The organism is Pseudidiomarina sp. PP-1MA (assembly GCF_041200125.1).
Lineage (GTDB): Bacteria > Pseudomonadota > Gammaproteobacteria > Enterobacterales > Alteromonadaceae > Pseudidiomarina > Pseudidiomarina fusca.
Map to the genome: position 1 here is coordinate 108,565 of NZ_CP165718.1, position 16,426 is coordinate 124,990.

The window sequence follows — 16,426 nt, forward strand, 5'->3', positions numbered from 1 at the left end:
TATCAGTTGTCCCTACAGGCTTCATCAGGATCTTCTAGTTCTACCGTTGTATGGCTTAAAGCATAGGGCGCAAGGACGTCATCGATGCGCTGTTTTAAATCGCTACGGGCCTCAATATCAAGGTTTTTAGATAACACCAAATGAACGGTTAATACATGCTCCTCGCCATCTAGTGACCAAAAATGCAGATGGTGTAGGTCAGCGACATGAGGTAGCTCCAGTAAAGCGTCCGCGACTTGTTTGTAGGTTTTTTTGTCTGGCGTGGCCTGTATGAAGAGTTTCAGTGTTGCCCACAGGTTGCGTAGTACATTCACTAAAATAAATAGAGTAAAGCCAATCGACAATATAGGGTCGAGAATCGGCCAGTCTACGAACAGCAAAACAATACCAACGATAAGTACAGCAACCCAGCCGAAAACATCCTCCAGCAAGTGCCAGTTAATAACGCGTTCGTTTAACGTTTTGCCCTCTGACAATTTGTAAGCAGCAAATCCATTAACTGTAATGCCAACGACGGCTAAAGCAATCATGCCATCAGCGACGGGCATCTGAGGGTTCCAGAGTCTGGGAATTGCTTCCACAAGTACCCAGGCAGAGCCTGCGATTAACACAACGGCATTAATAAATGCACCGGCAAGATTCAGTCTTTTATAACCGTAGGTAAAGTGTTGGTTAGCCTGTTTTTTGCCAAGTTTATTTAGTATCCAAGCGAGACCTAACGACAGGCTATCGCCAAGATCATGAACGGCATCAGCTAAAATGGCGGTACTGTTGGTAAGAAAACCACCAATAAACTCGATAATGGTGAAAACGAAGTTAAGAACAAACGCCCATCCCAGGCGGTTGGACGGCATGTCCTTTGAGTGATCATGGTTATGGTGATGTCCCACAATACGTTCCTCTTTGTAGTAGAAGGGGCGGCAATAACCGCCCCTTTAAGTGCTATTGAACCCTAACGACTCAAATCATTAACCTTTTGTTTCGAAAACCAAGGATAGAGCACGGGTAAGATAACCAGTGTTAGCAATGTCGCAGACACCAAGCCGCCAACAATGACGGTGGCCAGTGGACGCTGAATTTCAGCGCCTGCGCCGGTTGCAAACAGCATGGGAATGAGTCCTAACGCTGAGGTTATTGCCGTCATTAATACCGGGCGTAGTCGCGACCATGCGCCATCAAACACGGCATCATTAACTGCATGCCCATCGGTTATTCTCTGGTTTATACTTTCGACCAGAACCACACCGTTTAGTACCGCCACACCAAACAGTGTGATGAAACCCACGGCGCTGGGCACCGATAAGTACTGTCCTGACACATAGAGTGCCACAATACCACCGATGACTGCCAACGGTACATTCACCAAAATCAACATGGCTTGACCCATGGTGCCGAAAGCAAAATAAAGCAGCAGGGCGATGAGTGCCAGCGATATGGGAACGACAATGGACAAGCGCTCCTGTGCTCGTTGTTGACTTTCGAACTGGCCACCAATATCGACTGAGTAACCGGTGGGTAAATCCACCTTTTCGTCAATTGCCTTCCTAATATCGGCAACCACGCTACCCATGTCACGACCCTGAACGTTCGATTGAATCACAACGCGACGCTGTACGTCATCACGACGGATTTGCGGTGGTCCTGATTCAATTGCGACGTGGGCGACTTCGCCTAAGGTTACCCAGGCCCCTGAGGGAGTTAACAGGCGTAACGAACGAATAGACTCCGGCGTATCGCGGAATTGCTTGGCCAGCCGCACGTAAATATCATAGCGCTCATTACCGCGAATGATCTGGCCTGCCGAAGCGCCACCCAAGCCATTGTCGACAACGCTCAGTACATCGGAGACATTTAAGCCGTAGCGTGAGAGTTGTTGGCGTTTCGGCGAAACCACGAGTTGTGCTTCACCTTTTATTTGCTCCATCGCTACTGCAACGGCCCCGTCAACTTGCTTGACGGCACTTTCTATTTCCTGGCCTTTACGGGCCAACACGTCAAGCTCGGGTCCAAATAGTTTGATGGCTAGCTGCGATTTTACACCTGAGAGCAGTTCATCAACCCGTGTTGCGATAGGTTGTGAAAAATTAAACAACAAGCCTGGGTGAGCATCGAGTTTTGCCTCCATTTTTTCTTGTAAGGCGTAGCGATCCGATGCTGTTGTCCATTCAGACTGCGGCTTGAGACCCACGTATATCTCGATGTTGCTGATAGGCTCTGGATCACCACCCACTTCAGCTCGTCCAATGCGGCTGAGTGCGTAGGTGGTTTCCGGGAACGACATCAGGATTTTTTCAAGCTTCGGAGCCACCTCTAAGGCCGTTTCAAGGTTAGAGGAGGGGGCTAATGTCACGCGAATATTAATCGTGCCTTCTTCCAATTCGGGCGCAAATTCTGTGCCGAGACGAGGCACTAACACCAAAGCGCCGACAAACAGCACACCGGCCAGGGTAATAACAGCCTTTTTACTGCGTAACGCCACCGATAATAGTCTTTTATAACCATTATCTAGTGGTTTAAGCAGTTTATTTTCACGAGGCTTAATACCCCGACTGAAAAAGTAACTGGCTAATGCCGGGACAACCATAATGGCCACAAAAACCGCGGAGATAATGGCCAACATAATACTGATCGCCATGGGCTCAAATAATTTAGCTTCAACACCCTGAAAACTAAACAGTGGCATAAAGACCACCAAGATAATCATGGCGGCAAAGAATACCGGTCGTGCCACTTCGTTCGCCGCTTCCTTAACTCGCAGCTTGATACCATGGCTATCGAGTTTGGCTGCCTGAGGATCTGGGTCGCGGTGCTCTGTGCGTTGCTCGGCGTCGTCTTGGTGTTCACTATCCGGACGACTTAAGTGCTTAAAGATGTTTTCAACCATCACCACGGAGCCGTCGACCAGCATACCAATGGCAACAGCAATCCCGCCCAGCGACATCAGGTTAGCTGACATGCCCATCGCGGACATTACCATCAGGGCAATGGCGATAGAAACGGGAATGGACAGTAACACTAAAAAAGTAGCGCGTATGTTGAGCAAAAACAGTGCTAATACTGCGATAATAAAGACAAAGGCAATGAGCAGTGAATACGCGACCGTAGATACGGCTTTTTGTATTAAATCGGTCTGATCATAATACGGCTCAAAGGTGACACCCTCGGGTAATGCTTGCTGAATAAGCGGAATGCGCTTTTTAATACCGTCGATGGTGGCTTTGGTATTCGAGCCCATGCGTTTGAGCACAATACCCGACACCACTTCGCCCAGCTGGTTGACCTCGCCGTCGACTTTACGCGACATTGAGACCGCTCCCTGGCGAATTTCACTGCCGATTTCGACGTCGGCAACCTGGCCCAGTGTTACGGAAACGCCGTCAACGGTTTTGAGCGGTATTTGTTGTATCTGCTGTAGACCTTTTTTACCGCTTTCCAGCCAGCCGGTGCCGCGAATAACCAACTGCTCCTGACCGCGGGGCATATACCAACCACCAACGTTACCGTTATTCTTGTTGACCGCGCTCATGACGTCTTGCTGGGTAAGGTCGTAAGACAACAGCTTAGCGGGGTTAAGATTAACCTGATACTGTTTAACTTCGCCGCCAAAGGACAAGACTTCGGTAATTCCCTCAACGGGCATCAATAGCAGTTTAACCACATAGTCGTTTAGACTGCGTAGCTCCATACTGCTGACACCGGAGCCCGGTTCGGCAAGTAGCAGATACTGATAAACCTGGCCGAGGCCGGAAGAGTTAGGACCCATTTCGGGTGTACCTACGCCTTCGGGTATTAATTCCTTTGCCGCCTGCAGTCGTTCAAACACCAGTTGCCGGGCAAAGTAGATATCGACACTCTCGTCAAATACTACCGTAATGCCCGATAAACCTGTTTTTGAGATTGACCGAACTTCTTTGACGTCGGGCAGGGCATACATCACCGACTCTATCGGATAGGTAATCAACTGCTCGACTTCGGTCGCTGCTAATCCGGGTGCTTCCGTATTTACCGTTACCTGAACGTTGGTAACATCGGGAAAGGCATCCAGATTAAGTTTGGGAATAATAAAAAATGACGCAATGCTGATGCTGAATAAAGCCAATACCAATAACAGGCGATTGGCGACAGCAAACTGAATAATGCGCTGAAACATACAACCTCCTGTTAGTGGTTATGTGGGTCAAAACCGCCTTTAGCGATTTGTGAGCGAACGAAAAACGCGCCGTTGTCTACGTATTTTGTGCCTTCCTTAACGCCTCGAATAACTTTCCACGGACCCTTTTCATCAACCAATTCGACTTTCTTCGGTTCAAACTTTCCGGGTTCGTGCTCAATGAATATCTGCCAGTCACCATCAGGGGCCCGCATTAAGGCTGAGTCCTTAACTGCAAGCACCGGTCCATCCGACTTGACTGAGAAATAAACATCCGCAAATAAACCAGGGTGTAATTGGTCCTTTTCGTTATTTACCGCAAGTCGTACCGTTCGGGTGCGGGTTTTATGGTCTATTGTGTGGCCTTCCTGAATGACTTTTGCCGCAAAGCGCTGATTGTCGACACTCACTGTAACAGGATCACCAAACTGCACACTAAGGTCAGCTGAGCCTGGTAGACGAGCATTAACCCACAAGGTTTCTTCTTGCAGCACTTCAACCAAGTGATTACCGGCATTAACTTGCTGGCCTTGCTTGAAGTTATCGCTAACCACAATCCCGCCAATTTCTGAGGTCAGTTGGTATTCGCCGATAGGGTAGTTAGCTTTACTTAAACGCTTAATGTCGCTGGCTGACATACCAAATGCTTTGAGTTGCGCTTGCGCTGAGGTAAAGGCGTTTTTCGCTTCGACAAAGCGTTTTTCACCCACCGTTGACTCGCCGAGTGACTGCACGCGTTGCCACTCGTTAAGTGTGACCAAATACTGACTTTGCGCCTCCGCCATGGTGGCGCTGAAGAGGGTTGCCAGTGGCTCACCTTTTTCGACGTGATCGCCAATACTGACAAAACGTTTGAGAACGGTCGAATCGATGCGCGGACTCACGATATAGCTATTAAAGTCGTTAGCAACCACCTCGCCCGGGGCATAAACCGGATATTCAATGACTTGAGTTTGCAAGGTTCGCGTGGTGATATCTGCCATGGATAGCTGCTTGCTGGATAGCTCCACGCCTGAGCTTTCCTTATGTTCACCTTGCTCGTGTTTGCCTTCTTCCTTGTGGGTATCTTCTTTTTCGTCGTGTCCGTGTTCATCCTGCGCCATAACCGAAAAGCTCAGCGCAAGTGCTATTGCTGCGTATAAAGGTTTTACTGACATCGTTTACTCTCCAATCTCTGCGTTTGTTTGCTGGCTTAACGGCGATAACGTCAGCGCTTTACTGAGTTCGCCCGAACGGTACAACCATTCAATGGCGGCCAACCGATATTGTGTTTGCAGCGCTATCCCTGCAAATTGGCTATCGAGCTGCTGTTGCACAGCGGTGAGGTAGTCTGTGGTGGATAGGTCACCGGCGAGCCAGGACTGTTCAATCACCTGCATCGACTCATCCTGCCGAGATTGAAAGTCTTTTTGCCAGCTTTGCCACTGTTTTTTCACAAAGCGATAATTGTTAAGAGATGATTTCAGTGCTGCTTGCCATTGTTGCCTTAGTGCAATCAGACGCTTTTCTTCAGCAACAGCTTCGCTATTGGCTGCGCGTACTGCATCGCTGTAGTTATTGCGAATCTGTAGTGGAATACTGAATGATAAGCCAACCACTGTTTCGTTATCGCTCTCGCCCGCTTCGACGCCTACGGTTGGGTTGGCGGTGGTTAACGAGCGTTTCCAGTCGACATCCGCGCGCTTTAATTGCCATTGCAGGTAAGCGGCTTTTAACGCTGGGTGTTGTTGCCAACGAGCCGTTAACGCAGGTTCAACGTTAAATAGCTCCTCATTAATGGAGAGTTGACCGACATCAGACGTTGTTAGCAGAGCGTTTAACTCTGCTTCAGCGGATTGCAGTTGTTGATAAGCCGCTGCCGTTTGTTGCAGTTGCCGACTTAGTGCGAGTACCGTCAGTTGTTCGTCGACGGCACCTAAGTCACCGGCTTTACGTCGTTCGGCAACCAAGCTTATCGCCTGTTTAACGATTTTCTCTTGTTGCTCGGCCAGTGCGTAACGCTGTTTTGCATCCAGCCATTGCACATAGGCATTCAACAGAGTTTTAGCATGCGATGTCGCCGACTGGCGATAAATACTCACTGCCATAGCCGTCATGGCGTCACTCTGACTGGCTCTTGCTTCATTGCGAGTGCTCCAGTCCAGCGTTTGGCTTAGGCCAACAGTGTAATTATTGATGTCACCCTCACGCTCTAAGCGTGACGATAAGCTAGGGTTGTACAAAGGCTGATTTAATTGTTTGCCCTGTTGGATCAGCGCTTCAGCCTGCTGTTGAGCGGCTTCAACACTGGGGTGTTGCTGCACAGTTTTTTGCCATTGCTCGGGCAACTGCTGTGCATTGGCGTAGCTTGAACTTATTGCCAGACTTACGGCAATAAACAAGCGTTTGCTATGTGTCGAAAACGGACCCATAGATAGACTCCTCAGTCATATTACTGCGTAAAATAATGATTTTTTTGCGCTGCTATAGCAGCTTATTAGGCAGTTATGAGGAGATGGGAGGCCGGAACAGCGGAGATGATAGAGGGTTAGTGTAAAACTCAGTATACCCAGGACGTATTGTGCCCATTCGTGGTAACGCGAGAGTTTTTTCAGTCTCCATGGCATATAAATGAAATGAGCCATGGCAGTGACAGCAGTGATGGTAGTCAAAGCTGATTTCTCCACTTTTAGGGAGATTGCGCTTATCGATGTGGGATTCGTCATGCTCAAAATTGAGGTGTTGCTCAGAAGAGGACTGGTGAGATTGATGCACATCAGCAACCGCCTGACTGATTTGAGTCAGAACAGCAACAAGCACCAGTATTAAAAATCCGAGTCTAAGCATCATTACCTACAGTTCTAAATAAGCAGCTTAAGGATACATTAATTAAAAATAGTTCTCAACTAGTGGCGATTCACACAAATACTTCTGCTGTATACCTATGCACGAATCAAGAGCTTCAGGTAGAAGCGCGAGAAGAAGGTTTTGATTTTATATTTGGTACCGATGTGGCAAATAATGAATTGAGTTTTTTATTCGAGTCAAAATTCGAGCCTTACCAAGAATATTCAAGGACAGACATTAAAGGAATTGATCTCGTACTAAAACTCGGTGACTCATTTATTCGAGCCTTGGAAGTTAAGCTTACAGTTATTCCGGACGATACCACTGCAAACGACAGAGAGTCTGACTGGGGTACCGAGTTGGTGATTAGACCTGCAAGTACTTCTTACGCCGCGCTAGGTATTTTTGATTCGATAAAACCATTTAGAGCGAGACTAAAGGAAATCTTAGAGCCTACCTGTTCGACAATTCAACATTGGGATAATACTGTTGAAATGTTGAGTAAAAGGGAGGAAATCATTGGGTGTTTAAATAAAATATTTACAGAGTTTAAAGACTACCAAAAACCTTTTTTATTACATCCAATATGGAAGACATTGGGTAAGTCACCGATTATTGATAAGGGTAATGCATATGATATTTTTGTTTGGAGCGACTTTGCTATTTGCCGTACCTTTATTGATTGCGCATCAAGAGAGCGAGATGTGGGGAAAGTTACAAGGCTTTATAGATCAACGCTAAGGCTTGCAAGGATTCTTTACGAACTAACACAAACAGATAAGGTAAATATTCATAATATTTATACTCAAATGGCTTTCAACCTGCAGACTGACAAAGAATTTGCTCTGAATGGTAAAATGACTCGTAGATTTATGAATCATCCTCGACGTTATAATCCAATTATGAAATTATCTAGCATCACAAATGTGATTATGAATGGCGGGCACAAAGAGTTAAGTCCAGAACGTCGTTTTGATCAAAGCTTGTATTATACAGCACAGGAATTATTTAAAGACGATGCTTAAAATTGAATATTGTTGTTTATGCTTAAGAGAAAACGACAGAATTTGCTTCCTAAATTGATTAAGAGCAAGAATGTTGTGCGAAGGTCATGAAACTTGGAGGCAAAACCTTAACAAGTCACAATTTTGGCACAGAATCGGCACAAAAGCCTCAAAGTTAGTACTTGCTATCAATGTCAGGCTATAGAATTATGGCGCACCCGACAGGAGTCGAACCTGTGACCTCTGCCTCCGGAGGGCAGTCACGGGTTCGGTGATAAATCGTTAAAGCTAGGCGTAGCACGGGATTAAACGGTGTTTTGACTTTCTGTTTTGCGTCGAAATCGACACTTTTGAGACCGTTTAATGACAAAATTGGTCACAGGATACCGACTCTGAAATTTCAATTTTTGACCTTTGCCTCGCGACAAAAAATTCTGAATCTCCGGAAAAGTCTGAGTTTTTAGGTGGAAAAAATTCCACCTTAAATGACTGAATTATAGTATCACGTAACTAAGTTTACCTTGAATGTAAGCATCAAAGACCTAAAAGTTTTTAGTAAATTCATTCGTTACTTCTACGAATAGATACTAAATAAATGAGGGGATTACAGGTTCGTAAATGAAGCGAAAAATATATCGCCGAGTCTAGTTCTGTTAACTGAGTTTCGACATCAAATCATCTAAATGCGATTTGAAATTATCGGTGTGGAAACACTCCGTAGTAATTTCAAAAAACTTATACGCCGCCTCTGATTTGTTCAGAAACCGCTTATCTCTTGATACGACACACTTAAAATAAGAGCCATTAAAGGCATGACGACTATCAGCTAGCCGAGATCCTTTTTTGTAGATCTTTTTTGAATCACTCCAGAAACCGAACGAGTCGAGCAACGAAAATAAACTAACTAATTTACCGTTTCGAAGCTGAGACTCTACGTCTGCACCCAAGAAATCCCAGATAGGAGTGAAGTGCTCTCGCATATTGTGTTCTGTGTACGCCATAAGATCGTCTAGCGATCTCGGAGGCTCTATCTGTCCCGGCTTTATCCCATACTCGTATTCTGAAATCGCCGAGTTAATCTTAGAAATTGCCTCTTCAGCGGATATATTATTTAAATCATCAGTTGATAGGCCATAAGAGGTTCTAGCCTTCAGCTGTTGCTCAAAAGAAATAAAGTTAGCTAGATCTGCCTCCCAACTTTGAGTCAATGGCATCTTATTAATCGTTTCAAAGACGTTAGTAGTAGGCTCAGTACGAAATTGAAGGCTATTGATGCTGTGTTCAAAATAAACATTACGGCTTATGTCAGATAACAGCATCAGCCTAGATTTGTTTCTGGCTTGCCTTTCATTGTCTGTAATTTCAGAAATTTGCTCTGCAGAATATGGATAGCAGTACGGACCGAAGTAGATGCTCCTCATGACCAAACCAAGGAGCTCATTTTCACGCCCATCAGCCATATCAATGATGACGTTACTATCTAAGTAGACTGGTGTTCTATCCAAGACTCCTCCCAAAAACCGACGGGTGCATTTTAGCTATTTTGGAACGCAGTGGAAGATCCGGTAACTCCTAATTTCTCTACATAGTTTACCTAATGAAGCCGATATAAAACCAGGTTTATAGACTAACACCCTATTTTAGAAGCCTTTTTTGCAAACCAAAAGCGGGGTGGCTCGCCAACCCTTTTCAAGCCAATATAGATTTCTCTGATCCCCGAAGAATTGTCGTAATTATAATCGGAATTGGTCTTTGTAAACTGAATAGTGAAGATTAAGCTTCGTTTGCTTGATTTGAGAAGTTGGTCGAGTCTGTCGTATTTGGCCCATAGAATGGTCCCGTCATCTTGAACTCTGCGCTCTCGATTACTAGAACTGTATCTCCATCCACCCCATACCCCGCTTTTCAAAACAAGCTCTCCCATATTATCGTACCAAAAACGCTCATCGTTACTAGGAGTTAACTTTAGTAACCTACTTATCGTCGCCCCCAATCTGGGGCGAGCTAATGCATACCGCGTGGCCCATTCGTCGTTCTCATCAATGCCAACCGGATATGGTTCTGGTTCCCAGATCAGAGGGGTGATTGAGTCTCTCTTACTCATTGGATCACTTCGCCCGTTGGAGCTAAAGCGGGGTAACCACAGTTCATGATCGGGCGATTTGGAGAAACTCGCGCACTGGCCTACGGCTCCGCGGGTTTTGATTATTGCAGCAGAGATATTTATGTAAACGCCATCCGGTGATTTCCAACTTCCGCAGATAGGAAGGAAATGGTCTTCGGTGATTTTAGAAAAGCCAATCATCGAGAATAGAGTCTCTGTATCCAAGAGCGCTTGTTGGCTCCCTTCACTTTTCCGAAGTAGTTTCAGTCTTGCTTCCTTGGGAACCCGATCCTTGTGATCTGACAGCCATGAGCCATCTTCAAATGAAACATCTTCTATCTTCAGAAACTCTTTCCACGGATCATGTTCCTCCCAGTCGTAACTTCGTTGCACGACAGGCATTATCTTTACCATCGTAGTAGCGGCATGAAGTCGAGCATGCCTTTGAATGTGTTCTCGATACGTTTCGAACCTATCGTCAACACGATAGCGAGGTTTTCCAGGAAAGTAGGACATATTGTTCGCTTGCGGCCAACGTTTTAATATTTCTTTAGCAACTAAGTCGTTCGCCACATTTTTTGAAGTTCCAAATAAACTTCCAAGGTTCGAAATCTTGTATTTAGTGAATTCATAATCAAAATCGAAATCGTACTTTCGGTCTTGATGGCTAGGTATTCCGTCATTTTTAGTAATACCATGAGGGGGCACGTCAATTTCCAACCATAACTGAGCAAGCTCACGATTATCTGATTTGGTTTCACCAATGTGACTTAAACATCTTGTTAAATGAAGTTTGTTCAGAACATGTATTTCTGGTCGCTTTGCTAACTCTAGGATTCGATCCTTTAATGGTCTCAGTTTTTCCCCATGATGAAGAGCCGCCCGTGACAACCCCATTAATAACCATTGTTGAGCATTCATAAAAGAGAAATACTGATTCTCAGAAGCCAATGACAAGTTTTCTTCAGTATCAAATAAATCAAGTAACCGTTCAATATCCTCAGTTAATCCAACGTCAAGTATTCCCTTTAGACTTCTCGCAACGCTCCAACGGATATAAGCGTCACTGTCACCAAGTAGATGCCAAACTATATCTGAGAAAACTTGTCCTTCATTGAAGTTAGCAGCAAATTCAGGCCTATATAAGCCCTCTCCGATCTCGTCCCCAACTTGTGCAGCTGAACTTGATAGCAATTCCTCAAGTGCTTTTACCGCAGTTGCCGGTTTTGTATGACAAGATAAGCTCGAGGCTATTTGAAGCCATTCCTCACCCGAAGGCTCAAGCCGCTCTTTAGCAACTGTATCCAAAACAGTCTTCAATACAAATTTCGAATCACCACATAGTTCAGATAAACGATAAATTTGTCTAGAGACACTTGAATAGCTGAGTCCGAATAATTGGGAGCCTTTGAACGAAAAGAGCTTGTTGATGAGCTTGGTTAAGCTGTTTGATAGGTGCGCCGAACTATTGCTCCAAGTTCCGACACATTCAATTAAAAGATCGAGTATGCGATCAAGCTCTAACTCAGTGGATTCGCAAATTGACTCGAGAAACTTGACTCGTTCGTTATACGGACAAGCTTTTATTAGTTCTTCTAGCAACCGATTAGTATTTCCAAATGAGGGTTTAGTAAAATGCTGGAGTTGCTGAATTGCCTCATCGAATGAAGATGTGGATGTGAAAGAGTAATTAGTTACAATGTTGGCTAGAGCTTTTTCTCGAGCAAGCTCATCTTGTATTTTATTTGTTGTTTTGGTGCTGTACTGGATGATTGGCGTTTCAATATTATGTTCGGCTGTCTCAACCTTTCGCCGTCCGATTGCTTCGTCGAGATGATTTTGGATACGATGGTAAGTCCCCTCTTTGCTAATATTTTCATATTTATCAAGACATTTAAGAAGGCTTTTCCAAAGCCCTTCCCATCCACCATAACAATGTTCGTTCTCCAACTTTTCTGTGATAAGAGAAAATATCGATGCTTTATCACTGTGATCAGCAACAGAGAGTATATCGAGCAATCCATCGCCGACTTGCCATTGATGCCAGCCATGGTCCTTGCAAATTGTCAGTAGTACCGAAGCACGACGAGGGTCAAGGTGACCCGCCTTTGCGAGGTAGCATACGAGCTGCGGAAGGGCGTAAGAATAGTCTACAATATCTTGGTCATTCCATCGTATCAGTTTATATAATGCCGGAAGGCCAATTGAGGCAGCAGAGGCTCGCGCAAATAGCGTCCATCCGAATTTTGACGGCTCATCTTGGAAGATGATTTGGCATAGGTTCATTAACCGGTGTGAAAGCTCGGGTTTAACGAACCCTCCTGGCTGTTCGGCTGCATAATTCAAAACTGAGTAGATCAGGTCATAGTCACTTCCACCCATCTGATCAAGTTGAGCCAAACCTTCGGAATAGTACATTTGCGCTTCGTCAATACTCATCGGAATAAGAGCCTCAGCCAGCTCTCGATAGGCATCGCTTCGTTGCTCGATGTAATCATCTTTAACTATATATTGGGAAATTTTAGCTGCATACTCCCCCGCGAGCTCGTTCAGGTTAGCGCGCCTGGCGATATGACTTAGTAAAGCTAGCTTGTCACCTACCGAGAATTTGTTTTCTTCAGTAATGTTTATCAACTCTTTCGCTTCACTCATTTCGATTGATTCACAGTGATGAAGCAATATTTTGGCAAACCCTATGCCAACATGTCGCACAATATTGTCTAAGCCTTTATCAGACTGCCAATCGACATTCGGTCTCAACTCTGATTTCCAGACAGCCAAAAAAGCAGCAAAAACATCGTTCGAGAGTGCAGTTTTCGACAGAAGCTGAGCTTCAATTGGATTGACCAACCGAAGAATGCAGGCTGTGCCCTTTAAAATATCTTCCTGTTCATATGGGGAGAATTGCTTGTGTTTTTTAAATTTGCGTCCCTTTCGTGTTGGACTATGATTTCTCGTAACTATGAGGCTATCGAGGAATACCCTTAGGTCAGCTTCGGATGCTATCAATTTCGTCTTTCGCCCAGTTTTCACTTCTTTGGGAATTAGGTAGTGAAAAGATAGCCGTTCGCCCGATGACCACGCTTTGATGCAAGCAGTTAGAATAGGTACCCATACCCTTTTCATACGATGCGGGTCATGATAATCGTAACTCGATGGTCGATGGTGACGATATAACCTAAGTAGTTTCTTAGCCGACTGATTTGAATGCATAAGGAGGGATCCTATCGCTGCACCTGCGATTGTACTCTGCATTCTCATTTCGTAGTCTAGATAATCTTCTGTCAGCTTCTTTTTGTATCGCTGAGATAGTGTACATGTTGCTCGTGTAATATCACGGATTTGACTTTTCGCAAGGCCATAATTCCTTGATAGCAGGCCGAGTTGCAACGTAAGAGACAGACACTTTTTCGACTTTGAGAATGCCGTCAGGGTCTGCAAAGCTTCACTTCCATTCGCTGCTTGGTGCTGCGCACAGAGGGAAATTAACTCGCTTATGACTGAGAGTGCAAAATTGTCATGCCACATCTGGATATTACGATTAAATGACGAAAAGTCATTCTCTAACACGTTTAAAAACATTACAGCAGCGATGTCAACCGCTTCTGGGCCAGAGCGTTCTATTGATTTGGTCTCATTATCCGAGCGGAGATACCAATTGATCCAACCAATGGCCCGATGATGATGGATCCGCGCTTCGTTAAGTTCATCAGAAAAACAAAAGGCGACTATGAGACGCGAGTCACGTGCACCGCGCCAACCTGATCGATCATTAAATAAGCGGCGGGTTACATCTGAGCCTCCAAGAATCGTTGCCAACCCAGGAGATTTACCAATGAACTCGTCGCCTCTTGCATTTGCCGAGGACACTTGGGAGAGTTGCATCGACAGGCTAAGAATGCGATCCATATCTTGACTGCGTGTTGCAAGCAAGAATGCAGCATAAAGCCTCGCGAGGTGCAGCCTTCGACGTTCATGTTCGGATGGAATTTCACTGGGAAACTCGTCTGATCCAGCAAGCTTATATGCTCTGTCGCTATCGCCAATTACAACAAGGAAATGGGGTAGGGCTTCAGCAGCGTAAATTGAATTTCTTTGCTGTTCCTGAAGCCTTTGGGCGATGGACTGCTGTGCAGAAACCTCGTATGCGAAATGCTCTTTGATGTAGGTCTCGGTGGGTTCATCACGAAAAATTACACCGTGCTTGACGAGTTCAAGCATTGGCGCAAGATCGGACGCGGCGCTATTAACTTGGGAGTCTGACCAATCTAACGCCCTTGCCAACTCAGTCAGCGGGATAGGTGGTGGAAGAAGCCCTAGCGCTGCAAAGAATATGCGAACTTCACTTTCATTCCAACCTGCTATATATAGGTCAGATAATATTTTCTGGCATCTTTCAGCGATCAGCTCATTTACGGAAACTTCGGATTGAGGCGCATTACCCGACACGTTAGTATCCCAACTCTCCACTAAGTATTGGAGGACTCGGGCATTTCCCTTTGAACGTGAAAGTATAGTTGAGAATTCGACATTAGTTATGTGTGCTCGTCGTGTCTCAATAAATCTCTGCACCTCTTCCACGGAGAATGGTTCAAGCTTGATACGCTTTACTTTGCTTGTTCCAATCACACTATCCATTCTATTATGTTCTGGACGTCCAGTAAGTAAGAGCCTCACGCCATCGATAGGCTCACTGCTAAGCGAAGCAAGCAAGAGCTTAGGAAAAGCAACTTCACCCCTTGCATCAGCTTCTAATTGAGCATTGTCAGCAGCATCTAATACAATCAGTATGCCTTGCATTGTTGACTGCTTTTGGATGGTCTCGCTCGCCTGTTTGAGGCGCTTACGAGCAGCGTCGATTAACCCGTATTGATCGCTGTCAGTTGGAAGTAGCGGATCGCAAAGTCCGCGCGTCGATAATTCGTTGATAATCTGCAACAAACCAACTTTCGGTAGGTGACGTGCCTGAGCTTCGGAGCGATATGCGCCGCCGCCGAAGCAATCGAAAACAACAACTTCAAATGAATCTAGCATGTGTGTGGCGAGGCTTTGGATGAAAACGGTTTTCCCGACACCACCGTCAGCATAAAGAAAAATCGGAAGATTGTTTATTTTGATTTCGTTCTTGATATTGTTAAGAGCGACTCGTTCAATGACGTCACCGACATCAACAAAACGCGTATCAGCAGGAAATAATTGCTCCTCATCACATTCTAATGCATCTAGAACATCTTCGCGTCTGATGGAATTGTTGTTCTGCCCCTCAATTTGTGCTCTCTCGCGTACAAGCTCTACCAAGGAGTGTAGTCTCTTCGCTGCTAGACCGGATGAGCCAACAGACCAGTCGCTAATTAATCTGCGTAATGCTCTATTATGCGCGGGCAAATCTTGTGTCGATGCACGAAACTCGATAAGAGGAAATAGCGCTCGAGCTTCTATGTTCTCTTCGTTGCACCAAGCATTCAGATATTCAAGTTGCTTTTTCGCACTCTTGGTTTTTGGCTGGCTGCTGGATAATACACAAGCAATAGCCTCCCAAAGATCGTCTGAAAACTTTGCATTAGTAACGAAAGCAAAAGATAGTTTCTTTAAGATTGTTTCTTCCGAAACACTGTGTCTAAGTTCTCGAAGTGTCGCAGCAAATTTTTTTAGAGTTTTCTTAAGGTATGATGAAGTGACAGGTTCTCTATTCGCTTTGTATTTAAACTGAATAATTTCCTGAATTCTGCAGCTTTCGAAAGTGTCACCGTGTCCGTAAAACAGTGTGAGGTCGGCAATATCCGCTGCCTCTTGACCAAAATCTATTCGTTCTCTTGGAGAAAGGCCTTCAATAACAATCGCAAAAAGATCGTCCTGTGGAATCACAAGTTGGAGCGCTCGCCGCGCAGTCCACCGTTCGTGAAAGGTGTGTCCGGCACGAGATACTCTAACGTTGTCCACATTTCTTGCAGATTGACTCATGCAGACAATAACTCTCCTGAATTAGTTAGTTTTACAATTTCTAGAACTAGAAAGTGAGCCAGAACGTAAGCTTGTTAATGATTGAGTATGTTTAACTCATACAATAATCATAGTTTATATCAAATGGTTGAACGTGATTTTAGCACCAGTTAAAGACAGCTTTATCCATGAGGCATATATGATTATTTGCCGCAAGGCGACAAGCCCAACTATCAATTTAGTTTTTAATTCTATGAAAAATCCAGTATTCACTCTTGGTGGATAAAAAGTCAATGGGTGCTAGATGCATATTATTAACAGCTTTCAGCTGCTGGAATCTTCAAAGTTCAATCTTAAGAGGCCTTGAAGTCTTGTTGAGTAGTAGTGATTCACTTATTGTTA

The 16,426-nt window shown here is 45.0% G+C and carries 8 protein-coding genes; 2 read left to right on the forward strand and 6 right to left on the reverse strand.

The window, feature by feature from the left end:
• Positions 1-2: 2 nt before the first annotated feature.
• The 4 genes from AB8S08_RS00530 to AB8S08_RS00545 form a co-directional block, all read right to left on the reverse strand.
• Entirely contained in the window at positions 3-890 is an 888-nt protein-coding gene (locus AB8S08_RS00530) for a cation diffusion facilitator family transporter (RefSeq protein WP_110076834.1), read from the reverse strand.
• 62 nt (positions 891-952) lie between these two features.
• The gene (locus AB8S08_RS00535; RefSeq protein WP_369743038.1) at positions 953-4,150 is read right to left on the reverse strand and encodes an efflux RND transporter permease subunit; all 3,198 of its coding nucleotides are present in this window, start codon (positions 4,148-4,150) and stop codon (positions 953-955) included.
• A gap of 11 nt (positions 4,151-4,161) precedes the next feature.
• Entirely contained in the window at positions 4,162-5,307 is a 1,146-nt protein-coding gene (locus tag AB8S08_RS00540) for an efflux RND transporter periplasmic adaptor subunit (RefSeq protein WP_058577379.1), read from the reverse strand.
• A 3-nt stretch (positions 5,308-5,310) separates the two neighbouring features.
• Positions 5,311-6,561 carry a TolC family protein gene (locus AB8S08_RS00545; RefSeq protein ID WP_369743039.1) on the reverse strand — a complete coding sequence of 417 codons (1,251 nt, stop codon included), beginning with the start codon at positions 6,559-6,561 and terminating at the stop codon, positions 5,311-5,313.
• Positions 6,562-6,772: 211 nt separating this feature from the next.
• Between AB8S08_RS00545 and AB8S08_RS00550 the strand changes: the two genes are divergently transcribed.
• Together AB8S08_RS00550 and AB8S08_RS00555 are read left to right on the forward strand one after the other, a co-directional pair.
• Positions 6,773-6,958 (forward strand): hypothetical protein, encoded by a 186-nt coding sequence (locus AB8S08_RS00550; protein ID WP_110076837.1) that lies wholly within the window; start codon positions 6,773-6,775, stop codon positions 6,956-6,958.
• Positions 6,959-7,038: 80 nt separating this feature from the next.
• Positions 7,039-8,001, forward strand: a complete 963-nt coding sequence (locus AB8S08_RS00555) for a HindVP family restriction endonuclease (RefSeq protein ID WP_369743040.1) — start codon at positions 7,039-7,041, stop codon at positions 7,999-8,001.
• Positions 8,002-8,633: 632 nt separating this feature from the next.
• Here AB8S08_RS00555 and AB8S08_RS00560 read toward each other — a convergent pair.
• On the reverse strand, positions 8,634-9,485 hold the full coding sequence (locus AB8S08_RS00560) for a hypothetical protein (RefSeq protein ID WP_369743041.1): 852 nt from the start codon (positions 9,483-9,485) through the stop codon (positions 8,634-8,636).
• A gap of 122 nt (positions 9,486-9,607) precedes the next feature.
• The gene (locus AB8S08_RS00565; RefSeq protein WP_369743042.1) at positions 9,608-16,045 is read right to left on the reverse strand and encodes a hypothetical protein; all 6,438 of its coding nucleotides are present in this window, start codon (positions 16,043-16,045) and stop codon (positions 9,608-9,610) included.
• Positions 16,046-16,426: the final 381 nt, after the last annotated feature.